The organism is Cupriavidus sp. SHE, assembly GCF_000812445.1.
In the GTDB taxonomy this organism is placed as follows: domain Bacteria; phylum Pseudomonadota; class Gammaproteobacteria; order Burkholderiales; family Burkholderiaceae; genus Cupriavidus; species Cupriavidus metallidurans.
Genome location: NZ_JWMB01000050.1, coordinates 83,957 through 108,164, shown reverse-complemented (window position 1 = coordinate 108,164; position 24,208 = coordinate 83,957). Strand labels below are relative to the sequence as shown.

General features: G+C 65.1%; 22 protein-coding genes. 17 read left to right on the top strand and 5 right to left on the bottom strand.

Going from position 1 to position 24,208, the window contains the following annotated elements:
• Positions 1–19: 19 nt before the first annotated feature.
• The 6 genes from RN01_RS24405 to RN01_RS24380 all read left to right on the top strand — a co-directional run bounded on the left by RN01_RS24405 (position 20) and on the right by RN01_RS24380 (position 6,574).
• A complete protein-coding gene (locus tag RN01_RS24405) occupies positions 20–718 on the top strand; it encodes a FadR/GntR family transcriptional regulator (RefSeq protein WP_024570260.1) in 699 nt (232 codons plus the stop codon).
• A 60-nt stretch (positions 719–778) separates the two neighbouring features.
• Complete coding sequence (locus RN01_RS24400; protein ID WP_017515055.1) at positions 779–2,191, top strand: FAD-binding oxidoreductase; 1,413 nt, start codon at positions 779–781, stop codon at positions 2,189–2,191.
• Positions 2,192–2,309: 118 nt separating this feature from the next.
• Positions 2,310–3,518 carry an efflux RND transporter periplasmic adaptor subunit gene (locus RN01_RS24395; RefSeq protein WP_024570259.1) on the top strand — a complete coding sequence of 403 codons (1,209 nt, stop codon included), beginning with the start codon at positions 2,310–2,312 and terminating at the stop codon, positions 3,516–3,518.
• A gap of 22 nt (positions 3,519–3,540) precedes the next feature.
• Entirely contained in the window at positions 3,541–4,245 is a 705-nt protein-coding gene (locus RN01_RS24390; RefSeq protein ID WP_011516521.1) for an ABC transporter ATP-binding protein, read from the top strand.
• 2 nt (positions 4,246–4,247) lie between these two features.
• Positions 4,248–5,402, top strand: coding sequence for an ABC transporter permease (locus RN01_RS24385; RefSeq protein ID WP_017514825.1), 1,155 nt, complete (start codon positions 4,248–4,250; stop codon positions 5,400–5,402).
• Between the two features lie 5 nt (positions 5,403–5,407).
• Entirely contained in the window at positions 5,408–6,574 is a 1,167-nt protein-coding gene (locus RN01_RS24380; protein ID WP_011516523.1) for an ABC transporter permease, read from the top strand.
• Between the two features lie 23 nt (positions 6,575–6,597).
• Here RN01_RS24380 and RN01_RS24375 read toward each other — a convergent pair whose 3' ends face one another.
• The gene (locus RN01_RS24375; RefSeq protein WP_008651729.1) at positions 6,598–7,488 is read right to left on the bottom strand and encodes a LysR family transcriptional regulator; all 891 of its coding nucleotides are present in this window, start codon (positions 7,486–7,488) and stop codon (positions 6,598–6,600) included.
• Positions 7,489–7,616: 128 nt separating this feature from the next.
• On the opposite strand from RN01_RS24375, the gene RN01_RS24370 reads away from it, so the two are divergent.
• Positions 7,617–9,494, top strand: a complete 1,878-nt coding sequence (locus tag RN01_RS24370; protein ID WP_011516525.1) for an FUSC family protein — start codon at positions 7,617–7,619, stop codon at positions 9,492–9,494.
• A gap of 182 nt (positions 9,495–9,676) precedes the next feature.
• Entirely contained in the window at positions 9,677–9,994 is a 318-nt protein-coding gene (locus RN01_RS24365; RefSeq protein ID WP_008651726.1) for a hypothetical protein, read from the top strand.
• Between the two features lie 225 nt (positions 9,995–10,219).
• Here RN01_RS24365 and RN01_RS24360 read toward each other — a convergent pair whose 3' ends face one another.
• From RN01_RS24360 to RN01_RS24350, 3 genes are all read right to left on the bottom strand, one after another.
• Positions 10,220–11,209 carry an SRPBCC family protein gene (locus tag RN01_RS24360; RefSeq protein WP_017514542.1) on the bottom strand — a complete coding sequence of 330 codons (990 nt, stop codon included), beginning with the start codon at positions 11,207–11,209 and terminating at the stop codon, positions 10,220–10,222.
• A complete protein-coding gene (locus RN01_RS24355; RefSeq protein ID WP_011516528.1) occupies positions 11,193–11,558 on the bottom strand; it encodes a helix-turn-helix transcriptional regulator in 366 nt (121 codons plus the stop codon). Before RN01_RS24355 ends, RN01_RS24360 begins: the two co-directional genes overlap by 17 nt.
• 180 nt (positions 11,559–11,738) lie before the next feature.
• Positions 11,739–12,290 carry a MarR family winged helix-turn-helix transcriptional regulator gene (locus RN01_RS24350; protein WP_017514541.1) on the bottom strand — a complete coding sequence of 184 codons (552 nt, stop codon included), beginning with the start codon at positions 12,288–12,290 and terminating at the stop codon, positions 11,739–11,741.
• 150 nt (positions 12,291–12,440) lie between these two features.
• Here RN01_RS24350 and RN01_RS24345 point away from each other — a divergent pair, with 150 nt between their 5' ends.
• The 9 genes from RN01_RS24345 to RN01_RS24305 all read left to right on the top strand — a co-directional run bounded on the left by RN01_RS24345 (position 12,441) and on the right by RN01_RS24305 (position 22,512).
• Positions 12,441–13,418: a Bug family tripartite tricarboxylate transporter substrate binding protein gene (locus RN01_RS24345; protein ID WP_326998549.1), complete on the top strand. Its 978-nt coding sequence runs from the start codon at positions 12,441–12,443 to the stop codon at positions 13,416–13,418.
• 45 nt (positions 13,419–13,463) lie between these two features.
• Entirely contained in the window at positions 13,464–15,020 is a 1,557-nt protein-coding gene (locus RN01_RS24340) for a sulfatase-like hydrolase/transferase (RefSeq protein WP_024570257.1), read from the top strand.
• A 159-nt stretch (positions 15,021–15,179) separates the two neighbouring features.
• Positions 15,180–15,845 (top strand): CDP-alcohol phosphatidyltransferase family protein, encoded by a 666-nt coding sequence (locus RN01_RS24335; RefSeq protein ID WP_008651720.1) that lies wholly within the window; start codon positions 15,180–15,182, stop codon positions 15,843–15,845.
• An 11-nt stretch (positions 15,846–15,856) separates the two neighbouring features.
• Positions 15,857–16,660: a 2OG-Fe(II) oxygenase gene (locus tag RN01_RS24330; protein WP_024570256.1), complete on the top strand. Its 804-nt coding sequence runs from the start codon at positions 15,857–15,859 to the stop codon at positions 16,658–16,660.
• 5 nt (positions 16,661–16,665) lie between these two features.
• A complete protein-coding gene (locus tag RN01_RS24325) occupies positions 16,666–17,664 on the top strand; it encodes a flippase-like domain-containing protein (RefSeq protein WP_024570255.1) in 999 nt (332 codons plus the stop codon).
• A 151-nt stretch (positions 17,665–17,815) separates the two neighbouring features.
• The gene (locus RN01_RS24320) at positions 17,816–18,571 is read left to right on the top strand and encodes an NTP transferase domain-containing protein (RefSeq protein WP_017515546.1); all 756 of its coding nucleotides are present in this window, start codon (positions 17,816–17,818) and stop codon (positions 18,569–18,571) included.
• Positions 18,568–20,262, top strand: coding sequence for a phosphoenolpyruvate mutase (gene aepX / locus RN01_RS24315; protein ID WP_011516537.1), 1,695 nt, complete (start codon positions 18,568–18,570; stop codon positions 20,260–20,262). Before RN01_RS24320 ends, aepX begins: the two co-directional genes overlap by 4 nt.
• Positions 20,259–21,458 (top strand): phosphonopyruvate decarboxylase, encoded by a 1,200-nt coding sequence (aepY, locus tag RN01_RS24310; RefSeq protein WP_024570254.1) that lies wholly within the window; start codon positions 20,259–20,261, stop codon positions 21,456–21,458. The genes aepX and aepY overlap by 4 nt, the downstream gene beginning before the upstream one ends.
• Positions 21,445–22,512 carry a 2-aminoethylphosphonate aminotransferase gene (locus RN01_RS24305; protein ID WP_017514374.1) on the top strand — a complete coding sequence of 356 codons (1,068 nt, stop codon included), beginning with the start codon at positions 21,445–21,447 and terminating at the stop codon, positions 22,510–22,512. Before aepY ends, RN01_RS24305 begins: the two co-directional genes overlap by 14 nt.
• Before the next feature lie 73 nt (positions 22,513–22,585).
• Here RN01_RS24305 and RN01_RS24300 read toward each other — a convergent pair whose 3' ends face one another.
• Positions 22,586–24,184, bottom strand: a complete 1,599-nt coding sequence (locus RN01_RS24300; protein WP_024570253.1) for a phospholipase D family protein — start codon at positions 24,182–24,184, stop codon at positions 22,586–22,588.
• Positions 24,185–24,208: the final 24 nt, after the last annotated feature.

Below are 24,208 nucleotides of genomic sequence, written 5' to 3'. Positions count from 1 at the left end.
AAGGGTAAGGTGTCGTCCCATGCAGACCCGACCCATCACCCTGACCGAGCGCGTCATCCAGCAATTGCGTGGCGAGATTGCCGACGGCACGTTTCCCGTTGGCGCCCGGCTGCCGACCGGCAAGCAACTGGCCGAGCGCTACGGTGTCAGCGCCGCCGTGATTCGCGAGGTGACCGAGCATCTACGGTCGCTTGGGATGGTCGAAAGCCGCCAGGGTCTGGGCAGCACTGTGCGTTCCCGTGTCAGTGACAGCGGTTTCCGTCTGAGCGGCGGCGCCGACAGCACCGATCTGGCCGATATCTTCGAGCTGCGTCTTGATCTGGAAAGCGCCGCTGCCGCCATGGCCGCGTTGCACCGGACGGAGCAGGACATTGCCCGCATGGGCGCCCTGCTCGACGCGCTGGCGGCCCAGCTTGATGATGCCGATCACGGCGTGGAACCCGATATCCAGTTCCATATCGCCATCGCCACGGCCACGCACAACAAGTACTACCTGCAGCTACTGCAGTACATGACGCTGCAACTGCATCAGGCAGTGCGCACCGCGCGCCTGAATTCCAGCCGGCAGCCGGGCCTGCCCGAGCAGGTCCATGCCGAGCACGTGGCGATCTTCGATGCGATCCGCGCCCGCGATGCCGCGCAGGCCCGCCTGCACGCCGCCGCGCACCTGCGCAACGCCGCCGCCCGGCTTGGCCTGCCCATGCGCCAGCCTCGCTGACGATTTCGCCCGATGCCCGCTTAACTTCTACTTATCTCCGCCTTTTCCCGACCGCAGATCATGTCCGATACGAACTTCGCGCAACGCCTGACCGAATCCCTGGGCCCCGACGTCGTGACCACCGCACCCGACGACGTGGCACCCTGGCTCTCCGACTGGCGTGGACTCTACAAGGGCCAGGCGCAGGCGGTAATCCGTCCGCGCACAACCGAACAGGTGGCGCAGGCGCTGGCGCTGTGCCAGCAGGCTGGTGTGCCCGTGGTGCCGCGCGGTGGCAATACCGGCCTGTGTGGCGGCGCCGCTCCGGACGGCAACCAGACCAACGTCGTGCTCAGCCTCGATCGCATGGACAAGATCCGCTCGATCGACACGATCGCCAACACGATGGTGGTCGAGGCCGGCTGCATTCTCGGCAACCTGCGCCGTGCCGCCGAGGACGCCGACCGCCTGTTCCCGCTGTCGCTGGCCGCCGAGGACTCCTGCCAGATCGGTGGCAACCTGGCCACCAACGCTGGCGGCGTCAACGTGGTGCGCTATGGCATGACGCGCGAACTGGTGCTCGGCGTGGAGGCTGTGCTGCCAAACGGCGAGATCTTTCACGGCCTGCGCACGCTGCGCAAGGACAACACCGGATACGACCTCAAGCAGTTGCTGATCGGCTCGGAAGGCACGCTCGGCATCATTACCGCCGCCGCGCTGCGCCTGCTGCCGCGCGCCGATTCCCGCGCCGTGGTGCTGGCCGCGGTGGAATCGCCCAAGCAAGCGCTGGAACTGTTCTCGCTGCTGTTCGCGCGCTGCGGCGCACGGTTGCAGGCCTATGAGTTCTTTACCGGCGCCTGCCTGGATCTGGTGCTGACGCATGTCGAGGGTATTCATGCCCCGTTTGCAGAACGTTATCCGGCCTACGTGCTGGTCGAGATCGCGGACACCGCGCCCGAGGATGTGCTCAACGCCCTGCTCGAATCGGTCATCGGCGATGCGCTCGAACAGGGCCTGTGCCTGGATGCCGCCGTCTCGGCCTCGCTGGCGCAGTTGCAGAGCCTGTGGCGCCTGCGCGAGGAAATCTCCGAGGCCCAGCGTGCCGACGGGCTGCACCTGAAGCACGACGTATCCCTGCCGATCGAAGCCATTCCGGACTTCATGGCATCGATGGAAACCCGTCTGGCCGCGCGTCACCCGGGCGTCCGGCCCTTTATCTTCGGCCACTTCGGCGATGGCAACCTGCACTACAACCTGTCCCGTCCGCTTGGCGCCGATCCGAAATGGGCGCTCAATGAGGGCAAGGCCGTCAGCGAGGACGTGCTGGAAGAGGTGGCCCGCTACGATGGCAGCATCAGCGCCGAGCACGGCATCGGCCAGCTCAAGCGGGAGTCGTTCCTGGCGCTCAAGGACCCGCTCGAATTGCGCCTGATGCGTGCCATCAAGCAGGTGTTCGATCCTAGCGGGATCATGAATCCGGGCAAGCTGCTCTAAATTTGGGCCAGTCATCGGCCATTTTGCGCCCCTTGTAACGAGCCGCCTGCCGGCCACTGCCACTCGCTATACTGGGGGCCTTTCTCGGCATTCGTCCGTTTTCACGACGCATCTTAAATTGGCTGATCCAGACCTGAGCAAGCTGAAAATCGATCGTAGCGCCATGGCGCCCGCCCAGCGCCGCCGCCGTCCCTGGCTGCGCTACGCGATCATTGCGGTGGTGATCCTCGTGCTGGCCGGCATCGGCCTGAAGCTGGCCGGGCCCCAGACCGTGGAAACGGCGACGGTCACTTCGGCATACCCGTCGCAAAACTTCACGCTGCTCAACGCCACCGGTTACGTGGTGCCACAGCGCAAGGCGGCGGTAGCATCCAAGGCGCAGGGCCGGCTGGAGTGGCTTGGTGTGCTGGAAGGCTCCCGCGTCAAGAAGGACGAGATCATCGCGCGGATCGAAAGCCGCGACGTCGAGGCGTCCGCCGCGCAGGCGCGCGCCCAGGTCCAGGTAGCCGAAGCCAATCTGGCATTGCAACAGGCCGAACTGCGTGACGCCGATGTCAATCTGCGCCGCTCGAAGGAACTGCTTGCGCCGGCTGCGATTTCCCAACAGCAATACGATTCCGATCTGGCGCGCTACAACAAGGCGCGCGCGTCGATCAGCAATTCGGAGGCGTCGATCACCTCGGCCAAGGCCAATGCCCGCGCCGCCGAAGTGGCGGTGGAGCAGACCGTGGTCCGCGCGCCGTTCGACGGCGTGGTGCTGATCAAGCACGCCAACGTCGGCGACAACATTACCCCGTTCTCGGCGGCCGCCGACACCAAGGGCGCGATCGTGACCATCGCCGACATGTCCACGCTCGAAGTCGAAGCGGACGTAGCGGAATCCAATATCGCGAAGATCACGGTCGAGCAGCCCTGCGAGGTTCTGCTCGATGCCCTGCCGAACCTGCGCCAGGAGGGCCGCGTGTCGCGCATTGTCCCGACCGTTGATCGGTCAAAGGCGACCGTGCTGGTCAAGATCCGCTTCGTCGATCGCGACCCGCGCGTGCTGCCGGACATGAGCGCCAAGATCGCCTTCCTTTCCAAGCCGGTGGCACCCGCCGAAAACAAGCCCCAGACGGCCATCCAGCCATCGGCTGTGGTCGAGCGCGACGGCAAGCCCGTGGTGTTCCTGGTGCAGGACGGCAGGGCAAAACAGGTGCCCGTGACGCGCGGCGCCAAGATCGGCGAACTGCTGTCCGTTCAGGGCGTGAAGCCGGGCGATGTGGTGGTGCTGGCGCCGTCCGAGAAGCTGGGCGACGGCAGCAAGATCTCCGTGGCGAAGAAGTGACCGGAAGGAAGTGACCGCCATCATGTCCGCCGCTCCCCTTGTTTCGATCCGCCATCTGGCCAAGTCGTATCAGCGCGGCGCTCAGACCGTGCCGGTGCTGTCCGATATCTCGCTAGATATTGCCGAGGGCGACTTTATCGCGCTGATGGGGCCGTCCGGTTCCGGCAAGAGCACGCTGCTGAACCTGATCGCCGGCATCGACCGGCCCGACAGCGGCGAGCTGATCGTGGGCGGCGTCGATATCTCCGACCTGCCCGAGTCCGCGCTGGCCGACTGGCGGGCGGCTCATGTCGGCTTCATCTTCCAGTTCTATAACCTGATGCCGGTGCTGACTGCGTTCGAGAACGTGGAACTGCCGCTGATGCTGACCCGGCTGTCGCGCGCCGAACGGCGCGAGCGTGTGGAACTGGTGCTGCGCATGGTCAATCTGGCCGACCGGATGGATCACTACCCCTCCGAGCTATCCGGCGGCCAGCAGCAACGCGTGGCAATCGCGCGGGCGCTGATCACCGACCCGACGCTGATCGTCGCGGACGAACCCACCGGCGACCTCGACCGCACCTCGGCCACCGAGATCCTGACGATGCTCCAGCGGCTCAATGCTGACGTCGGCAAGACCATCATCATGGTCACGCACGATGCCCATGCCGCCGAGGCAGCCAAATCGCTCGTCCATCTGGAAAAAGGCGAGCTGACCAACAGCGTCGCCACCACGGCATCGCGCTGATCATGTACCTGGCCAAGCTGATCACCCGCAATGCCATGCGCCACAAGCTGCGCACGGCGCTGACCGTGCTCGGCCTGGTGATCGCCGTACTGGCGTACGGGCTGCTGCAAACCGTGGTCGATGCGTGGTATGCAGGCGCGTCGGCCGCATCGAATGCCCGACTGGTGACGCGCAACGCGATCTCGCTGACCTTCACCCTGCCGCTGAGCTATGAGAACCGCATCAAGGGCGTGGACGGCGTGACCATGGTGGCGCGGTCCAACTGGTTTGGCGGGGTCTATCGCGACCCGAAGAACTTCTTCGCGCAGTTCGCCGTTTCCGACAACTACCTCGATCTTTACCCCGAATTCATCGTGCCGCCTACCCAACGCGCCGATTACGAGCGCGACCGCCGGGGCGCGCTGATCGGCCGGCAGTTGGCCGACCAGTATGGCTTCAAGATCGGCGACGTCATTCCGATCAAGGGCACGATCTACCCCGGCACCTGGGACTTCGTCGTGCGCGGCATCATGGAAGGCCGCGACGAAAGCACGATCACGCGCCAGATGGTGTTCCACTGGGACTACCTGAACGAGACCGTACGCAAGAAGACCGCCCGCCAGGCTGACCAGGTGGGTGTTTACGTGATCGGCGTCGACAATCCGGACAACGCGGCGGCCATCTCGCGCACCGTGGACAACGTATTCAAGAACTCCCTGGCGGAGACACTGACCGAAACCGAGCAGGCCTTCCAGCTTGGCTTTGTGGCGATGTCGAACCAGATCATCGCCGCGATCCGGGTGGTGTCCTACGTGGTGATCGTGATCGTCATGGCGGTGATGGCCAATGCCATGGCGATGAGCGCGCGCGAACGGATCACCGAATACGCCACACTCAAGGCGCTCGGCTTTGGGCCGGGCTTTCTGTCGATGCTGGTATTTGGCGAGTCGCTGATCATCAGCGCTTTTGGTGGCGGGCTGGGGATGCTGCTGACACCACCAGCGGCGCGATTCTTCAAGCAGGCCGTGGGCGGCGTATTTCCGGTCTTCACCGTGTCACACGACACCATGGCCATGCAGGCCGCGTGCGCACTGGTGGTCGGCCTGGCGGCCGCCATCGTCCCCGCGGTGCAGGCGGCGCGCGTGCGCATCGTCGAGGGCCTGCGGGCCATCGGGTAATTCGGATGGTCATCCCGCTCCACTACATCGCACGCAACGTCTGGGCACGGCGCCTGACCACCACGCTGACCGCAGGCGGGCTGGCGCTGGTCGTGTTCGTATTCGCGACCATGTTGATGCTCGACGCCGGCCTCAAGCGGACGCTGGTGACGACTGGCGAACGTGACAACGTCGTGCTGATTCGCAAGGGTGCCGAAACCGAGATCCAGAGCGCGATATCGCGCGATCAGGCGGCGGCCATGGAGATGCATTCGGCCGTGGCGTTGACCCCGGAAGGCAGGCCGATGTCGTCACGCGAGGCCGTGGTGCTGATCTCGCTGACCAAGACCGGCTACACCACGCCTTCCAATGTGGTGATTCGCGGCATTACCCCGCTGGGGGTGGAGATGCGGCCGCAGGTCAGGCTGACCCGGGGACGCATGTTCAAGCCGGGTTCATCGGAAATCATTGTCGGGAGCAGCATCGCCAAGGGTTATGACAACGTCAGCATCGGCGACCATCTGCGATTTGCCCAGCGGGACTGGACCGTGGTTGGCCACTTCGACGCTGGCGGCAGCGGGTTCGATTCCGAGATATGGGGCGATGTGGACCAGTTGATGCAGTCGTTCCGGCGCACGAGCTATTCATCTATGGCGGTCCGGCTGGCCGACTCCGACGCGTTCGACCGTTTCCGCGCCGATATCGACGTCGACCCGCGCCTGGCCAATGAAGCCAAGCGCGAGCAGCAGTTCTACAGCGACCAGTCGAAGGCGCTATCGGCGTTCATCAACATCCTGGGGCTGACGCTGACCACGATCTTCTCGGTCGCCGCGATGATCGGCGCGATGATTACGATGTATGCGTCGGTGGCCAACCGCGTCGGCGAGATCGGCACCCTGCGCGCGTTGGGCTTCCAGCGCATCAACGTGCTCGCGGCCTTCCTGATCGAGGCCGTGCTGCTCGGTCTGGTTGGTGGGGTCGCCGGTCTGCTCTGCGCCTCGCTGATGCAATTCGCGTCGTTCTCGACCACGAACTTCCAGACCTTCGCCGATCTGTCGTTCCGCTTCGTGCTGACACCCGGGATCGTGATCAAGACACTGCTGTTCTCGATGACGATGGGCCTGATCGGCGGCTTCCTGCCGGCGCTCAGGGCGTCGCGGCTGAATATCGTGGATGCGCTGCGGGCGCGTTGAGCGGACCCGCTGCCTTCTCCCCCTTACCCCATCACCTCTTCGCAAACCTCCAGCCACGCCCGCGCGGCGTGCGACAGGTAGCGCCCCGGGGACCAGATATGGGCCAGTGCCCAGTCCACGGTCGGCTCGGTCAGCCGGGCGACGGCAAGCTTGTCGCGGGACTCCAGGCGCGAGAGCAACGGTTCAGGCAGAAAGGTCGTGCCGAGCCCCGCCGCAGCCATGGATGCCAGGAAGTCCCAGTGCCCACTCTGCGCCACCACATGGGGCTCGAAGCGTGCATCGGCGAATGCCTGCCGCAGCATCCGGGTCAGCGAGAACTCGTCGGTCAGCATGACCAGCGGTTCGTCGCGCAGCGCCGCCAACGTGACCGTGCGGCCACTTGCCCAGGCCGCGCGATGCGGGCCCACCGCCCAGATCGGGTACTTGGCGAACTGGCGCGTCTCCAGATTGAGCCCGCTGTCTCCGGGCAGCACCGTGGCCCCGACTTCGAGTTCGCCATGCGCCACCTGCTGCTCCACGATCTGCCCGCCATGCTCGGAGAGATTCAGTTGCAGATTGGGATATCGTCGTCGAAACGCGCTGACGGCCGGGGAAAAGAACAGATTGACCATTGGCGGTACGCCGACCGTCAACTGGCCGCGCCCAAGTGACGAAAGATCCGCCACCTCGAGCGTCAGCCGATGCACCACGCCGAGCGCTTCCTGGCCACGGTCATAGACCACCTTGCCAACGTCGGTCAGCCGCACGGTCTTGCCCTCGCGAATCAGCAGTGGCTGCCCCACTTCGTCCTCGAGCTGCTTGACCATCTTGCTGATGGTCGATTGCGTGACGAAGAGCGAAGATGCGGCCTGCGTGAAGCTTCTCAGGCGCGCGGTCTCCACGAAGTAACGCAGCGCACGAATGTCGATCGGCATGATCCGTTCCCATGAAAATTCCGACTACAGACCGGAATTTTAAATCATGTTTGGAATGTTCGCAGGGCCGTTACACTTCCGCACCTACGCCCCCACCGAGGTCCGGTCGCACCGGCCCCACACAAATCATGGCTAGCTGGCCGAATGCCCGACAGTGGCTGTTTTCGCTGAAGGCATTCGCTGCCGCGATGCTGGCGCTCTACATCGCACTGTATTTCGGCCTGCCGCGCCCCTACTGGGCCATGGCCACGGTCTATTTTGTCTCCCATCCGCTGACGGGCGCGACGCGCTCGAAGGCCGCCTATCGCGTGGCCGGTACCGTGCTGGGCGCGACCGCGGCAGTGGCGACGGTGCCGCAACTGGTCAATATGCCGATCGTGCTGATGGGCGCGATCTCCCTCTGGATCATGGTGCTGGTCTACCTGTCGCTGCTGCAACGGTCACCGCGCAGCTACGTGTTCCTGCTGGCCGCCTACACGCTGCCGATCGTCGCGCTGCCGGCGGTGATGCACCCGGGCGACATTTTCGACATCGCGGTGGCCCGGATCGAGGAGATCGTGATCGGGATCGTCTGCGCGGGGCTGGTCGGGTCGATCGTCTTTCCCGCGAAAGTGGCGCCAGCGCTGCGAGACCGCATCCGCATCTGGCTGCACGACGCGGCCGCATGGGCCAACGATATCGTCAATGCCAGCCCCCGTGCCGATGCCAGCCGTCACCGCCTGGCCGCCGATATGCTGGCGCTCGACCAGTTGATCGCGCAGCTTTCGTTCGATACCGACAGCCAGCAGACGCTGCACCATGCCCGCGCGCTCCGTGCGCGGATGTCGGGGTTGATGCCGATCCTGTCGGCGCTGGAAAGCGTGCTGCATGCGCTGCGCACGACGCCCGAAGGCAGCGAGCGCGAAGCCCTGACCCGTACCGCCACCCATCTGCAGGCGCAGTTCAACCGGCTGATGCGGACCTGCGAGAGGCTGCAGCACGGCATCAGCGACCACCCGCCCGACCTGCCTCCCGAGGAACCGGCAGGCGCCGAGCAGGCCGCGGACGAGGCGGCCGCGTATCACGACCACGCCATGTTGCTGTTCGGCGCGGTGTCGGCCGGACTGGCGGTGTTCTGCGTCGGGCTGCTCTGGATCTTTTCGGGCTGGGAGGATGGCGGCGGCCCCGTAGCCGTGGCATCGATCGCAAGCTGCTTTTTCGCGACCATCGACGAGCCCCGTCCGGTGGCGCGCATGTTCCTGCGCTGGAGCGCCGCGTGCCTGCTGATTGCATCGTTCTACCTGTTCATGGTGATTCCGCACGCGCAGACGTTCGAGACCCTGGTGGGGATGTTGTCCGTGCCCTACCTTGGCATTGGCATGTTGATCCAGAGGCCAGGATTCAATCTGATCGCGATGCTGCTATCAGTGAATACCGCGTCGTTCGCCAACGTGCAGAGCGTCTACGACACAAATTTCCTCGGCATCTTCAATACGAGCCTGGCCAATGCGGCGGCCATGCTGTTCGCGCCGGTCTGGGCGATGCTGGCGCGGCCTTTCGGCGCCCATGTGGCCGCGCACCGGCTGCTGCGCGCGAGCTGGCAGGACCTGGCGCACGCCGCCACGTGGCGGGCTGCGGACATCCATACGCAGCTTGGCGCCCGGATGCTCGACCGGCTGGGCCAGTTGATGCCACGCCTGGGCGCCAGCCGGGGGCGGCTGGCATCCGATGGGTTTACGGAGTTGCAGATCGGCTACTGCACGCTGGCGCTGCAGCGCGCGCTGCCGTCATTGCCGCCAGCGGCGCGCAAACCCATCAGGCGGGTGTTGAGCATCGTGGCACGCCACTTCCGGGCGCGCGCTCGCGCCGGGCATGTGGTACCCGTGCCGATGCCACTGCGGCAGTGGCTCGATACCTCGATCGGACAGGTCATGGCGGCGCGTGGCGATAACCAGCAGATGGCGGCTGTACTGAGCGCGCTCGTGGTGCTTCGCCTCACGATGCAAACTCATGAAAAAAACGACTGATCCGGAGATTTTTAAATCATCACCGGAATACTTATGACTCACTACACTTCATCCCGTGCCGCACCTCCCCCCAAGTACGGCACCGCTCACAAGGCGTACCGGACGGCGCGTCTCGACAACACCCCCATCCATCCTGCCCGACGCGTCGTCCACCTTCAGTTGAAGTTCACCAGCACAAGAAAATGTTGAAAGCCCTGATTGCCACGACCATCACAACGACTCTTCTCGGCGCCAGCGCGCTGGCCGTGGCACAACCCCCGCAAGGCCTGCAAGACCGAGGCGTACCCGCCGACCGTTATGGCTATGAAATGCACATCGGCAAGCGTGACCCGTACACCGATGGCGCCCACGGCATCCGTCAGCGCGACCCGTACACCGACGGCGCACACGGCATCCGTGAACGCGACCCCTATACCGATGGCGCCCATGGCTCGGCCGGCATGAATCTGGCCGGACTGGACCGCACCGGCGTATCCGCCCCGCCGGCGCACAGCGCCTGAAGTTGAAGCAGCAAGAAGTAGAAGCAGAGCAGTAGAAGAAGCAGAAGCACGCAGTAGCAGTAGCAGTAGCAGTAGCAGTAGCAGTAGCAGTAGCAGTAGCAGTAGCAGTAGCAGTAGCAGTAGCAGTAGCAGTAGCAGTAGCAGTAGCAGTACGTAGTTCTTGTGGTCAGTCTTTTCCGGCGTCGCGCCTCCTCGTTCGACGCCGGAACCTCTCCTCTCGAAGCCTCAGCGCTTCGTCATCGCCTTCAGCCATTCCCCGATCGCATCGAGCAGCAGTCCGGAGCCATGCTCGCGCGATCCTGCATCGTCATAGCCATCGAGAAACGCACCCTGCTCGGTCATGACGAGCCGAGTACCCTGCCCCGCCCGCTTCAGTTCGAAGGTGGCCAGCGAGACCGAGATCTTGCGTTCACCCATATGCATCTCGTAGCTGTAGACCAGCCGCTCGTTGGGGATCACGTCGAAGTACACCGCGTCGAACGTGGACACCAGGCCATTCTCCCAGCGCCCCTGCAGATGCTCGCGGCCACCGGGCCGCACGTCCATCGTGCGCTTGACCTCGGTATAGCCCGGGCCACCGTTGAACCACTGGGCCTTGGCGACGGGATCGCTCAGCGCGCGGAATACCAGCTCGGGACTTGCGTCGTAGGTGCGCTCGATCGTGAAAACGCCATGCGCCACCGACCGTGCCGGCGTGGCGGCCGCGATCCGCGCCACCTCCTTTTCCAACCGGTCCAGCGTCTGCGCCCAGCCTTCCTCCGCGCCGCGTGTGAAATTGCCGGCTGACGGGTCCAGCGCCGTGTAGCGCTGGGTCACCGACATCTCCGTGCCTCCGCACACGGTCTCGAACGTGACCGAGGTATTGGCATTGAACAGCGCCACGCCCGCTTCGGTTACCACGGTCATGTCCAGCACCAGACGCGAATGAGGAATGATCTCGACGTAGTGGCCGCGAATCCAGTGCGAATAGTTGCCATCGAGCGATCGCATCCAGAGATCGAACTTGCCGCCCGGCCGGAATTCGACTTCGCACTCGGGAATCGTGAAGCCCTGCGGACAGAACCAGTGCTTCAGGTGTTCGGCGGCGCTCCACGCCTGGAAGACGAGGTCGCGCGGCGCGTTGAACGCCCGCGAGACGGTCAGCGATTCGCGATCCGCCACGGCAGATGCCTGGGTCTTCGCAGTCGCCTTGGATGTTTCAGTTGCCGTTGCCATCGGATGCTGCCTCCTTTTTCATGGTTTCGAGGTACTCGCCCAACCGGTCGAAATGTCCTTCCCATTCAGCGCGACGCGCGTTGATCCACTGCTCTGCCTCACTGAGCGCTTTCGGCGCCATGGTGCAGGTGCGTACTCGCCCGACCTTCTCGGTCCGGACCAGACCGGCCTGCTCCAGCACGGACAGGTGCTGCATCACCGCCGGCAGCGACATCGCCAGGGGCCGCGCCAGTTCCGTCACCGAAAGCGGCCCGCGCGCAAGCTGCGCGAGCATGGTGCGCCGCGTGGTATCGGCCAGAGCCTGGAATGTGGCGTCCAGGGCGACGTGGGGATCGGAATAGTTAAGCATGAGCTTTAGTATAGAGAGCCGCGATAGTTAAGCAAGGACTTTAGTGATTAAGCGGCAAAAAAGGCGGGACGCCGTATCCCGCCTTGATGACTGACCAACTGAACACGTCCGGCCCCATTTATCCGGCCCGTTTGTTCGGCACGTTTGTCCGGCCCATTTGATTACCGTCTTGCCTTGGCCTTAGCGCTTCCGCCATACGCTCAGCGGATCTTCGAACGCCGGCGCATCGGCGGCATCGGACCTGTCCGCCAGTGGTTTCGCCGCCAGCAGCATCGTCATGGCCTGCCCGTGAAGTTTGTCCAGGCAGCGCGAGAACATCTCTGCTTCATCCTCATTCAGGCAGCCCGCCAATTCCCGATTGAAATCGCGCGCCCGCGCGAAGGCCGCCGCGTACACCGACTCGCCCGCTTCGGTCAGCCTGAAGGCTGCCGCGCGCCGGTCGCCCTCGCGCGAATCCCGGCGCACCAATCCCTTGTCAATCAGACCATGCACCGCGCGGCTGGCCAGCACCTTGTCGAGCCCCGCGCTGGCTGCCAGTTCGGTCAGCCGGGTGCCCGGCTGTTCACCGAGGAATGCCAGCATCCGCCACTCGCGCCGACTGACGCCCGCCGCGGCCCGCAGATGCAGGCCGCTCGCGGCCATCGCCACGCGGCTCAGGTGATAGAGACGGTAATTGATGAAGTCGACCAGCCGGCCCGGCGCCTGCAAGGTGCCCGAAGTTTCCTGCGCCATGAATTGTCGAGAGTTCCGAGATAGTTGATTTTGTTAACTAATACCCTCGATGCTAGCTTTCGGGGCATACCGAGAACAATCACCACTTCCCCTGAGGAGACAAAAGTGAGCCTGTCCCAGCCCCTGCATCTACCGGCCCTGCTGCGCCGCCTGTGCGCGACGATCGGCGCCGCCACCCTCGTGACTGCCGTTTGCACCCTGACCCTGCCCGCCGCCCACGCCCAAAGCGACAAACCGATCCGCATCCTGGTGGGATACCCGGCGGGTGGCACGGCCGATCTGGCGGCACGGCTGGTCGGCGACAAGCTGCGCGAGGAGCTAAAGCAGACCGTGGTCATTGAGAACAAGCCCGGCGCGGGTGGCCGGCTGGTCATGGACTACGCGAAATCACAGGCCGGTGACGGCAACACCATCGTACTGGCCAACTCCGCGGTGATGACCATCGCGCCGCTCGTCTACCGCAAGCTCAACTACGATATCGCGCGCGATTTCACGCCAGTGGCGCAGGTGGCCAATTTCCAGCTTGCGCTGGCAACCGGACCGGGCACGCCGGCCAAGTCCCTCAAGGACTATGTGGCCTGGCTCAAGACCAATTCGGCCGATTCGACCCACGCGGCCTACGCCTCGCCCGCACTCGGCAGCATTCCCCACTTCTTCGGGCTGATGATCGGCAAGCAGGTCGGCGTGTCGATGCTGCACGTGCCGTTCAACGGTTCCGCGCCGCTGATGACGGCGCTGATCGGCGGTCAGGTGCCGGCATCGGTGGATACGCTGGCCGATCTGACCGAAATGCATCGCGCCGGCAAGATCCACGTACTGGCCACCTCGGGCACGCGCCGCTCGGCCGCCCTGCCCGACGTGCCGACGTTTACCGAGCTCGGCTACAAGGACATCGAAGGCGTGGGCCGCTACGGCTTCATCGCTCCGGCGGGCACCTCGCGCGCCACGATCGACCGGCTCAATGCCGCCGTCGCGCACGCCATTGCGTCGCCCGACCTGCAGCAGAAATTCCTCAAGCTCGGGCTCGAGCCGCAGAGCGGCAGCGCCGACGCCTTCGCTTCCGTGCTGGCCGGCGACGCCAGTCGCTGGGGTCCGGTGGTCAAGGCGTCGGGCTACGTCGGCGACTGAAGATGACCGGCAACGGCGAACCCAATCCGTATCAGAGCCACAAACATGTCAGTCCGTAACGTCCTGTTCATCATGTGCGACCAGCTACGCCGCGACCACCTCGGCTGCTACGGTCATCCCACGCTGCGCACACGCAATATCGACGCACTGGCCGCGCGCGGCGTGCGTTTCGACAACGCCTTTGTCACGTCTGGTGTCTGCGGCCCCAGCCGCATGAGCTTCTATACCGGGCGCTACGTCAGCAGCCACGGGGCCACCTGGAACCGCGTGCCGCTCTCGATCGGCGAAATCACACTGGGCGAGTACCTGAAGGATGGCGGTCTGGCGCTGGCCCTGGCGGGAAAGACCCACGTGATGCCAGACAGCGCCAACCTGAAGCGCCTGCACCTGGATGGCGGCGCGGAGCTGGAGACGCTGCTGCGCAGCGGGCACTTCGTCGAAGTGGACCGGCACGACGGCCACCACGCCGAACCACGCAGCCCCTACGCGGACTGGCTGCGCGCGCAAGGCTACGACAGCGCCGATCCGTGGACCGACTACGTCATCAGCGCCCAGAAGCCGGATGGCGAGGTGGTATCGGGCTGGCACATGCGCAACGCCGGGTTGCCCGCCCGCGTGGCCGAGCCCCACTCCGAAACGGCCTATACCGTCGATCGCGCGATGGACTACATCGGCGCGCGGGGCGATGAGCCGTGGGTGCTGCACCTGTCGCTGGTCAAGCCGCATTGGCCATACATCGCCCCGGCCCCTTACCACGCCGCCTACTCGCTCGACGACTGCCTCCCGCTCAACCGGGACGATGTTGAACTCGAGCATCCTCACCCGGTGCTCGACGCATACCGGACCCAGGAGGAATGCGCCAACTTCATGCGCAAGGAGGTGTCGGATACGGTTCGGCCGGCCTACCAGGGCTTGATCCAGCAGATTGACGACCGCCTTGGCCAACTCTGGGAACTGCTCGAACGCACTGGCCGCTGGCAGGACACGCTGATCGTCTTCACCGCCGATCACGGGGATTTCCTCGGCGATCACTGGCTGGGCGAGAAGGAGCAGTTCTACGACACCGTGCAGAACGTCCCGCTGATTGTCTACGACCCGTCAGCCCAGGCCGATGCCACCCGGGGCACGGCCGACGCTCGCATGGTGTCCGCCGTGGACGTGGTACCGACCGTGCTCGACAGCCTCGGCATGCCGGCTTTCGATCACCGCGTGGAAGGCCGATCGCTGCTGGACCTCACGCGCGCCCGCACCGATGTCTGGCGCGGCTTCGTGGTTTCCGAACTCGACTACGGCTATCGCGGCGCGCGCGTGGCGCTGGGCCGGCATCCCGGCGAGTGCCGCGCCTGGATGGTGCGCGATACGCGCTGGAAGTACGTCCACTGGCAGGGATTCCGCCCCCAATTGTTCGATCTGCTGAACGATCCGAACGAAATTCACGACCTCGGCGAGGACGCCGGGCACGAATCGGTCCGGGCGCAGATGCGCGGCAACCTGCTCGACTGGTTTTGCACGCTGAAGCCCCGCGTGACCGTCACCAACGAGGAAGTGGCGGCCAAGACCAACGTCTACAAACAGGCTGGCGTGTTCTTCGGCGTATGGTGAATCGGCCACACGGCGCGGGTCAGGAAATGACCCCGCGCCGTGCATCGGCTTGTAAATCGGCGTATTCTGGCAAACTTGTCATTCGCGCGTGGCAGGCGTAGTGTTGCGCATCCTCGCGCGCCAAATTGTGGCGCCCCCGCCCCATCTGATTGTTGACGGATGAACCAGAAGACCCATAAATTCCCGGATGAACCACCGCTGCCGTCCACCTGGGACGCGCGCCTTGCCCGCCATCTGGTGCGGCCCCTTAAAGACACCCGCGTTACCCCGAATCACCTGACCACGTTGCGGCTGATCATCGGCCTGGCAGGTATCGCCTGCATCGCCCAGGGCAGCTACGGCTGGACCAACTTCGGCGCGCTGCTGGTCGTGATCTCGAATTTCGTTGACCATACCGATGGCGAATTAGCCAGAATTAGCGGCAAATCGAGCAAGATCGGACACTTTTACGATCTGGCGAGCGATGCGCTGATCACCGTGCTGCTGTTCGTCAGCTTCGGCATGGCAGTGGCCGCGCAGGGCGCGGGCGATGGGCTCGGTTCGGTCTGGCGCGGTACCGTGGCAGGCCTTGCGGTGGCGCTGATCTTCTTCCTGCGGATGCGTATAGAATCGCGGGTTGGCAAAAGTGGAACGAAGCAGGCATCGGCCGGCGGTTTCGAGACCGAGGATGTGCTGTACCTGCTGCCTCTGGTCACACTCGCGGACGGCATTGAACCGTTCCTGACCGCGGCCTCGATCGGCGCTCCACTGTTTGCCGTCCTTGTCATCATCGATTACTGGCGAGTCATGCGGCGCCCCCAGCCAGTCGCGACAACCACGGAATAACGAGCACGCCCATGAGTGAGCACGCCTCAAGCGACATCGCCCTCGCCCCGCCGCCAGCCAGACCGGCAGCCAGCCAGCCCGACGCCGCCGTCGCGCACGCGATCGAGCAACTCGACACCCCGGCCCTGCGCGCCGACTTCGAACGCCAGGGCGCGTTCCTGTACCTGGACAAGTTTCTCGCGCCGGACGAATGCGCCCAGCTCGTGGCGCTGACTCGCGCCATGCAGCCCGGCCTGAACCGCAACTACCTACCCGGCCACAAGCAGGGCGGCAGCGTCAGCCGGCACACCATCGACGAGCAGGCGCCGTTCATCGCCGACCTGTATCGTTCGAAGGCCCTGATCGGCTGGCTCGAAAAGGTTACCGGCGACAAGCTCCAGGTCTGCCCCGACACCGATCCGCACGCCTACGCGCTCTATTACTACACGCGCCAGGGCGACCATATCGGCTGGCACTACGACACCTCCTATTACGACGGTCGCCGCTACACGCTGCTGATCGGCGTGCTGGACGATTCGTCGTGCCTGCTCGAGTACGAACTGCATACGCGCACGCCGGAGATTCCCGACGAGCCCGGCGCGGTGCAGATTCCGCCGGGCGGCATCGTGCTGTTCGACGGCGACAAGCTGCGCCACCGCGTCACGCCGGCCGGCCCGAATGAAACCCGCGTCTCGCTGACGTTTGAATACGTGACCGATCCCGGCATGCGCCCGTGGCTGCGCTTCATCTCGAACATGAAGGACGCCGTGGCGTACTTCGGCTTCCGGCAGGTCTTCCGGCGTCTGCTTGGCGGCGCGAACTCCAGTGGAAAGTAATTCGCGTGAGTCGTGCAGCATTCCTCCTGTTCTCGATCGGCGCGGCACTGTTCGTCGGTCTGCTTGCCTGGCAAGGCTTTGACGCGGTCACGACCACGTTGATGTCCGCTGGGTGGGGCCTGGCCGTGGTGGCCGCGTTCCATCTGCTTCCCCTGTTGCTCGATGCCGGCGCCATCGCCGTGCTGCTGGACCGCAAGACCCGTCACGGTACGTTCTGCAGCGCGCTGCGCGCCCGCTGGACCGGCGAGTCGGTCAACAGCCTGTTGCCGGCGGGCCAGATCGGCGGGCCGGTACTGATGGTGCGCTACCTGTCCCATCGCGGTGCGCGGATGCGCGACGCGGCGGCCGCCATCACCGTCAGCACCACCACCCAGGCGCTTTCCCAGATGGTCTTCGCCTTGCTCGGCATTCTGCTGTTCGGCGCGCAGGGCAACCTGTCGGACCAGCGCACCCCGATCATCGTCGTCACCGTTGTCCTGGCTGTCTGCGTGCTGGTGTTCTGTGTGCTGCAGCGGCGCGGCATGTTCGGCCGCGTGCTGCGCATGGCGGCCAAGGTCTTCGGCAAGCAGAACTGGGATGGCCTGGCCCTTCGCGCCGATGCCGTGGACCATGCGATCCGCGAGATGTATCGCGACCGCCGCAAGGTAGCAGTCAGCTTCCTGCTGAACCTGGCGGGCTGGATCGTCGGTACCGGCGAGGTCTGGCTGATCCTGTACTTCCTGGGGCACCCAGTGGGCTGGCATGAAGCCCTTCTGCTGGAAAGCGTGGGCCAGGCAATCCGGGGCGCGGCATTTGCCATCCCCGGCTCGCTCGGCGCACAGGAAGGTGGCTATCTGCTGCTGGCGCCACTGGTGGGCCTGCCGCCCGATGCCGCGCTGGCGCTGTCCCTGGCCAAGCGCGTGCGCGAGCTGGTGCTTGGCATCCCGGGGTTGATTTATCTGCATTTCAGCGAACGCAAGTTCCAGCGCCGCCGCGCCAGGGCGGCGCTCCAAGGCACCGACTAAGAAGCTGTTTCAAAATGAAGCGAAGCGGTTCTGGCTAGGCGGGGGGCCGCAGACAGTACAAGTCGTACGGCAGGGCCCCGCAACGACGCCAGAATCTTTTTGAAACGGCTTTTAAGCCCCCAGCAGTTTCTTTGCATGTGAGAACAAGTCAATGCGAGCAATCATTCTTGCCGCGGGCCTTGGCCTGCGACTTCAGCAACAGCCGGGCAAGCAGTTCCCGAAGTGCCTGTTGCGTTTTGACGGCGTCACGCTGCTCGAGCGTCATCTGCGTATGCTCGATGCCGCCGGCGTGACCGAAGTCGTGCTCGCGCTCGGCTTCGAGCCGGAACAGGTGCAGGCCGAACTGGCCCGCCTGAACCGCTCGGCCGAAATCGTGATCAATCCCCGCTACGACCTGGGCAGCGTGCTGACCGTGCACACCGTGGCGGATGCCATGACGCGCGGTGGCGACGTGCTGCTGATGGACGCCGACGTGCTCTATGACGAGCGCATCATGAGCAAGCTCGTGGCCGGCGAGACCGTCAACCGTCTGCTGATCGACCGCGATTTCGAGGCCGGCGACGAGCCCGTCAAGCTGTGTCTGAAGGATGGCGTGCCCGTGGAACTGCGCAAGCAGCTCATGGCCGATCTCTCGTATGACACGATCGGCGAATCGGTCGGCTTCTTCCGTTTCAAGCAGGACTGCGCCCAGCGTCTGGCCGAAATCGTCAAGGGCTACGTCGATGGCGGCCGCGCCAACATGCCGCACGAAGAAGCGGTGCGCGACCTGCTGCTGGAACACTCCCACACATTCGATACCGCTGACGTCACCGGCGCGCCCTGGATCGAGATCGATTTCCCGGGCGATGTGGCCCGTGCCGCCGAAGAAGTCCTGCCCCAACTGCAGCCCGTAGGAATCGCCCAATGAACGCCCACGACCCGAACCTCCTCGCCACCTCGCGCAGCGCCCGCCTGCGCCAGATGCTGCGCTCGAACGAACTCGAATTCATCATGGAAGCCCATAACGGCCTGTCCGCGCGCATCGTGCGCGAGGCCGGCTTCAAGGGCATCTGGGCCTCGGGCCTGGCCATCTCCGCCCAGTTCGGCGTGCGCGACAACAACGAGGCAAGCTGGACCCAGGTGGTCGACAACCTCGAATTCATGGCCGATGCCAGCGATCTGCCGATCCTGCTGGACGGCGACACCGGCTACGGCAACTTCAACAACGTGCGCCGCCTGGTGCGCAAGCTCGAGCAGCGCGGCATCGCCGGCGTCTGCATCGAAGACAAGATCTTCCCGAAGACCAACAGCTTCATCGGCGGCGAGCAGCAGCCGCTGGCCGATATCGACGAGTTCTGCGGCAAGATCAAGGCCGGTAAGGATTCGCAGGCCGACGACGACTTCTCGATCGTCGCGCGTGTCGAAGCGCTGATCGCCGGCTGGGGCATGGAAGAAGCCCTGCGCCGCGCCGAGGCGTACCGTCAGGCCGGCGCCGACGCCATCCTGATCCACAGCAAGCTTTCGAAGGCCGACGAGATCGTGACCTTCGCGCGCGAATGGGCCGGGCGCGCGCCGCTGGTGATCGTTCCCACCAAGTACTACAGCACGCCGACCGACGTGTTCCGCAAGGCCGGCATCAGCCTCGTGATCTGGGCCAACCACCTGATCCGCGTGGCAGCATCGTCGATGCAGGCCGTGGCCCGGGAAATCCACGACAGCCAGACGCTGGTCAACGTGGAAGACCGCATCGCCACCGTCAACGAAATTTTCCGCCTGCAGGATGCCGACGAATACTCGGCCGCCGAGAAGATCTACCTGACCGGTGGCCAGGCGCCCAGCTCCGCCGTGGTGCTTGCGGCCGGACGCGGCAAGGGCCTGGAGGCCCTGACCGAAGACAAGCCCAAGATCATGCTGCCGGTAGCCGGCAAGCCGCTGCTGCGCTGGCTGGTCGACGGCTTCAAGAACCAGGGCATCAACGACATCACCGTGGTGGGTGGCTACAAGGCCGAGGCGATCGACGCGGCCGGCATCAAGCTGGTGCGCAACGAGCGCCACGCCGCCACCGGCGAGCTGGCTTCGCTGGCGTGCGCCGCCGATTCGCTCGAGACCGACACCGTCGTCTCCTATGGCGACCTGATGTTCCGCAGCTACATCCTGCGCGACCTGCTGGAAACCGATGCGCCGTTCAGCGTGGTGGTCGACTCATCCGAGTCAGCCCCGTCGAACCAGAGCGTGCGCGATTTCGCGTGGTGCTCGGCCGCCGACGACCGCGACCTGTTCGGCCAGAAGGTGCTGCTGCGCAAGATCTCCGACACGCCGGCCGCTACCGACGGAGAGCCGCATGGCCGCTGGATCGGTCTGCTCAACGTGCGGGGCGAAGGCCGCGCGCGCCTGCAGAAGCTGCTGGCCGAACTGCGCCAGCGGCCCGACTTCGACTCGCTCGACATGCCCGACCTGATCAACGCGCTGGTCGAAGCCGGCGAGAAGGTCGAGGTGCGTTACGTACATGGCCACTGGCGCGGCGTGAACGACCTGGAGGACTTCCGCCGGGCCGGAGACTTCGCGCACACGCAAACGCCGTACGCGCTGGGCAACAACGACGGAGAGACTGCCCGATGATCGAGGCCGTCCAGTTTGTGGAAGCCGCGCGCGAGCGCGGTTTCGAGTGGTACGCGGGCGTACCGTGCTCGTACCTGACGCCGTTCATCAATTACGTGGTGCAGGACCCTTCCCTGCATTACGTGTCGGCCGCCAATGAAGGCGATGCCGTGGCCTTTATCGCTGGCGTGACGCAGGGCGCGCGCAATGGCGTGCGCGGCATCACGATGATGCAGAACTCGGGCCTCGGCAACGCGGTGAGCCCGCTCACATCGCTGACGTGGACGTTCCGCCTGCCGCAGTTGCTGATCGTCACGTGGCGCGGGCAACCCGGCGGCGCGTCGGACGAGCCCCAGCACGCGCTGATGGGCCCGGTCACGCCTGCCATGCTCGACACGATGGAGATCCCGTGGGAGTTGTTCCCGACCGAGCCCGATGCCGTCGGCCCGGCGCTGGATCGCGCCATCGCCCATATGGATGCCACCGGCCGTCCGTACGCGCTGATCATGCAGAAGGGCAGCGTGGCGCCCTACCCGCTCAAGGCGCAGACGCCACCCGTGGCGCGCGCGAAGGCAACGCCACAAGTGTCGCGTTCCGGCGCCACGCCGCTGCCAAGCCGCCAGGAAGCGCTGCAACGCGTGATCGCCCACACGCCGGTGGATTCCACCGTTGTGCTGGCCTCCACCGGCTTCTGCGGTCGTGAACTGTACGCGCTGGACGATCGTCCCAACCAGCTTTACATGGTTGGCTCGATGGGCTGCCTGACGCCGTTCGCGCTGGGGCTGGCCATGGCGCGTCCGGACCTGAAGGTCGTGGCCATCGACGGCGACGGCGCGGCGCTGATGCGCATGGGCGTGTTCGCCACGCTTGGCGCGTATGGCCCGGCCAATCTGACGCACGTGCTGCTGGACAACAACGCACACGATTCGACCGGCGGCCAGGCCACGGTATCGCACAACGTCTCGTTCGCAGGTGTTGCCGCGGCGTGCGGCTATGCCTCGGCGATAGAGGGCGACAATCTCGACATGCTCGACCGCGTGCTGGCCAGCGCCGCCACGGCGACATCGGGCCCGAATTTCGTCTGCCTGCAGACCCGCGCCGGCACGCCTGACGGGCTGCCGCGTCCGTCGGTGACGCCGGTGGAAGTCAAGACGCGCCTTGGCCGCCAGATCGGCGCCGACCAGGGCCATGCCGGAGAGAAGCATGCTGCTGCTTAACCCGGGCCCCGTCACGCTTTCGGAACGCGTGCGGCGGAGCCTGCTGCAAACCGACCTGTGCCATCGCGAAAGCGAGTTCTTCGACCTGCAGGACGAAGCGCGCGATCGGCTGCTCGACATCTACGGGCTCGACCCTGCGGCATGGACGGCGGTACTGATGACCGGCTCCGGCACGGCTGCGCTGGAAAGCATGATCGCGGCGATGGTGCCCGCCAACGGCAAGCTGCTGATCGTGCAGAACGGCGTGTACGGCGAGCGCATCGCGCAGATCGCCGCGCAGTACCAGATCGCGCATGCGCTGGTGAAGCACGAATGGATGGAAGCACCCGACCTGAGCCGCATCGACGCGGCGCTGGCCGAAGACCCCGCCATCACCCACGTGGCCGTGATCCATCACGAAACCACCACGGGCCGGCTGAATGATCTGCCGGCGATCGACCGTCTGTGCCAGGCACGCGGTGTGCGTCTGCTGGTGGACACGGTGAGCAGCTTCGGCGCGGAAGCGATCGACTTCAGCGGCAATATCGACGCGGTATGCTCCACGGCGAACAAGTGCCTGCACGGCGTGCCGGGCGCGGCTTTTGTGATTGCGCGCCGCGCCGCGCTGACCCATGCGGCAACCCGTACGTACTACCTGGATCTCGTTCGCCTGGCAAAGCTGCAGGACCAGCGCAACACGCCGTTCACGCCGTCCGTCCATGCGTACTACGCGCTGGCGGAAGCGCTGCGCGAGCATCAGGAAGAAGGCGGCTGGAAAGGTCGTCACCAGCGCTATGCGGCGCTGGCCGAACAGGCGCGCGCCGGTCTGGCCGCGCTAGGCATCGAGGCACTCTGGCCCGCCGAGCAGTCCTCGGTGGTCCTGCGCGCCTACCGCCTGCCCAACGGCGTCGCGTACGAGCAGCTTCACGACGGCCTGAAGGCCCGTGGATTCGTGATCTACGCTGGCCAGGGCGGCCTGTCTTCGCAACTGTTCCGCATCTCGACGATGGGCGCGATCACGGCAGCCGATATCGACCGATTGATCGAGGGTTTCAAGGCGCTGGTGCAGCGCTGAGCCCGAGGTGGTTTTTCTCCCCCCTCTCACGCCATGCGGGAGAGGGGGAGAAAACGAGACGCAAAGTCGTTCGCTACAACTGCGATTCCACCGGCAGCATCCGCAACACGCCCTGCTTGAAATGGTCCCAGGCGTTCATGTCCGGCTCGCTGCGATACGTGCGCAGGACGCCGTCCTCCTGGGTCACCCACACCATCTGCTCCTTGCCGGTCGCGGGATCGGTCTCGAGCACGACCTGATAGGCGACATCGAGCAACGCGGCGTCGATCACTTTGCCGAACATCTCGCATAGCGGCGCGCTGTCGACCACGATGCCCATCTCGGTATTGAGCCGTGCCGAACGCGGATCCAGGTTCAGGGATCCGATAAACAACTGGTGTCGATCCACCATGTAGGTCTTGGCGTGCAGGCTGGCGCGGCTGCTGCCGCCCGGGCCGCTGCGGTGGGACTTTCTTTCCTTGGCCAGTTCGGCGTAGGCCGATGGCTTCAGTTCGTACAGGATCACCCCTGCCCTCAGCAAGGCCTCGCGCTTCGGCGCATAGCCTGCGTGCACCGCCGTCACGTCCGTCGCGCCATACGAATTGGTCAGGATGCGCACCTGGACACCCCGCTTCTGCATTCCGGTCAGCCAGTCCATGGCGTCGTCGGGCGGCACGAAGTACGGGGATATCAGCGTCAGGTCATGCTTGGCGCTGTCGAGAATCTTGCCTAGCTGCGGGATGGCATGCGTGGAATCGTCGTCGGGCGGCAACTGGATCTTGGCCGCCTTGTCGGCGATGACCGTCGCCCGGCCCCAGAACGATGGCAGCGTGCCCTGGTGAATCGCGTGCACGACCCCGGACTCCAGCACGGATTTGCCATACGGCGTCGCGCTCACGGCGATGGCGCGATCGTCGACGGCGTTGCGCAGCTTCTCCTGCTGCTCGGCGGCCTCCTTGCCCGTGAGCGGCTTTTCCAGGGTCGAGATCGGGTAAGCGGCTTCATTGTTCCAGTAATCGTCGAACACGGCCGACACCTCTGGCACCACCGGCCCGGCCGCCAGAAGATCCAGGTCGCTGAAATCGGTTTGCGCCGCGCCGTAGTACTCGTCGCCGACGTTGCGCCCGCCGACGATGGTGAGCTGGTTGTCGGCAGTCATCGACTTGTTGTGCATCCGCCGGTTGATCCGGCTGAAAGCGGTGACGTACTCGAGCAGGCGCACATTTCGGCTGGCGAACGGATTGAACACCCGCACCTCGATGTTCGGATGCGCGTCGATCACCTGCAGCATCTTGTCCTGTCCGGCCAGATGGATGTCATCGAGCAGCAGCCGCACCCGCACGCCACGGTCTGCCGCGGCCATGATGGCGGCCAGCAGCGTCAGGCCGGTATCGTCCGTTTCGTAGATGTAGTACTGGATATCGAGCGAGCGCTGCGCCACGCGAGCCAGTGCGATACGCATGGCGAACGCATCCGTGCCTGCGGCCAGCGGATAGAACACGGACTCGCCCGGATGGGCGGCCAGTTGTGGCGCCAGTTCTCTGGCTATCACCGTATCGCTGGTATCGCGCAGCGCCACTTCGGGCTGCAGTTCCGGCCGCTGCGGCAAGCCCGCGCAGGCGGTCAGGAACGCCGCGATCATGACGACCAGGAAACGACCAAACAGACCCGCCAATCGACGCGTGTCTCCCATTCGCCCCTCTCACCCGTAAATGTT

What these genes read in the sequence shown, in the direction of transcription:
- RN01_RS24370 (WP_011516525.1), top strand. Translation starts at nt 7,617, where the DNA reads ATGGCTAGCTGGCCGAATGCCCGACAGTGGCTGTTTTCGCTGAAGGCA.
- RN01_RS24330 (WP_024570256.1), top strand. Translation starts at nt 15,857, where the DNA reads ATGAGTGAGCACGCCTCAAGCGACATCGCCCTCGCCCCGCCGCCAGCC.
- RN01_RS24335 (WP_008651720.1), top strand. Translation starts at nt 15,180, where the DNA reads ATGAACCAGAAGACCCATAAATTCCCGGATGAACCACCGCTGCCGTCC.
- RN01_RS24340 (WP_024570257.1), top strand. Translation starts at nt 13,464, where the DNA reads ATGTCAGTCCGTAACGTCCTGTTCATCATGTGCGACCAGCTACGCCGC.
- RN01_RS24300 (WP_024570253.1), bottom strand. Translation starts at nt 24,184, where the DNA reads ATGGGAGACACGCGTCGATTGGCGGGTCTGTTTGGTCGTTTCCTGGTC.
- aepX (WP_011516537.1), top strand. Translation starts at nt 18,568, where the DNA reads ATGAACGCCCACGACCCGAACCTCCTCGCCACCTCGCGCAGCGCCCGC.
- RN01_RS24305 (WP_017514374.1), top strand. Translation starts at nt 21,445, where the DNA reads ATGCTGCTGCTTAACCCGGGCCCCGTCACGCTTTCGGAACGCGTGCGG.
- RN01_RS24375 (WP_008651729.1), bottom strand. Translation starts at nt 7,488, where the DNA reads ATGCCGATCGACATTCGTGCGCTGCGTTACTTCGTGGAGACCGCGCGC.
- RN01_RS24365 (WP_008651726.1), top strand. Translation starts at nt 9,677, where the DNA reads ATGTTGAAAGCCCTGATTGCCACGACCATCACAACGACTCTTCTCGGC.
- RN01_RS24405 (WP_024570260.1), top strand. Translation starts at nt 20, where the DNA reads ATGCAGACCCGACCCATCACCCTGACCGAGCGCGTCATCCAGCAATTG.
- RN01_RS24355 (WP_011516528.1), bottom strand. Translation starts at nt 11,558, where the DNA reads ATGCTTAACTATTCCGATCCCCACGTCGCCCTGGACGCCACATTCCAG.
- aepY (WP_024570254.1), top strand. Translation starts at nt 20,259, where the DNA reads ATGATCGAGGCCGTCCAGTTTGTGGAAGCCGCGCGCGAGCGCGGTTTC.
- RN01_RS24360 (WP_017514542.1), bottom strand. Translation starts at nt 11,209, where the DNA reads ATGGCAACGGCAACTGAAACATCCAAGGCGACTGCGAAGACCCAGGCA.
- RN01_RS24385 (WP_017514825.1), top strand. Translation starts at nt 4,248, where the DNA reads ATGTACCTGGCCAAGCTGATCACCCGCAATGCCATGCGCCACAAGCTG.
- RN01_RS24400 (WP_017515055.1), top strand. Translation starts at nt 779, where the DNA reads ATGTCCGATACGAACTTCGCGCAACGCCTGACCGAATCCCTGGGCCCC.
- RN01_RS24350 (WP_017514541.1), bottom strand. Translation starts at nt 12,290, where the DNA reads ATGGCGCAGGAAACTTCGGGCACCTTGCAGGCGCCGGGCCGGCTGGTC.
- RN01_RS24380 (WP_011516523.1), top strand. Translation starts at nt 5,408, where the DNA reads ATGGTCATCCCGCTCCACTACATCGCACGCAACGTCTGGGCACGGCGC.
- RN01_RS24320 (WP_017515546.1), top strand. Translation starts at nt 17,816, where the DNA reads ATGCGAGCAATCATTCTTGCCGCGGGCCTTGGCCTGCGACTTCAGCAA.
- RN01_RS24390 (WP_011516521.1), top strand. Translation starts at nt 3,541, where the DNA reads ATGTCCGCCGCTCCCCTTGTTTCGATCCGCCATCTGGCCAAGTCGTAT.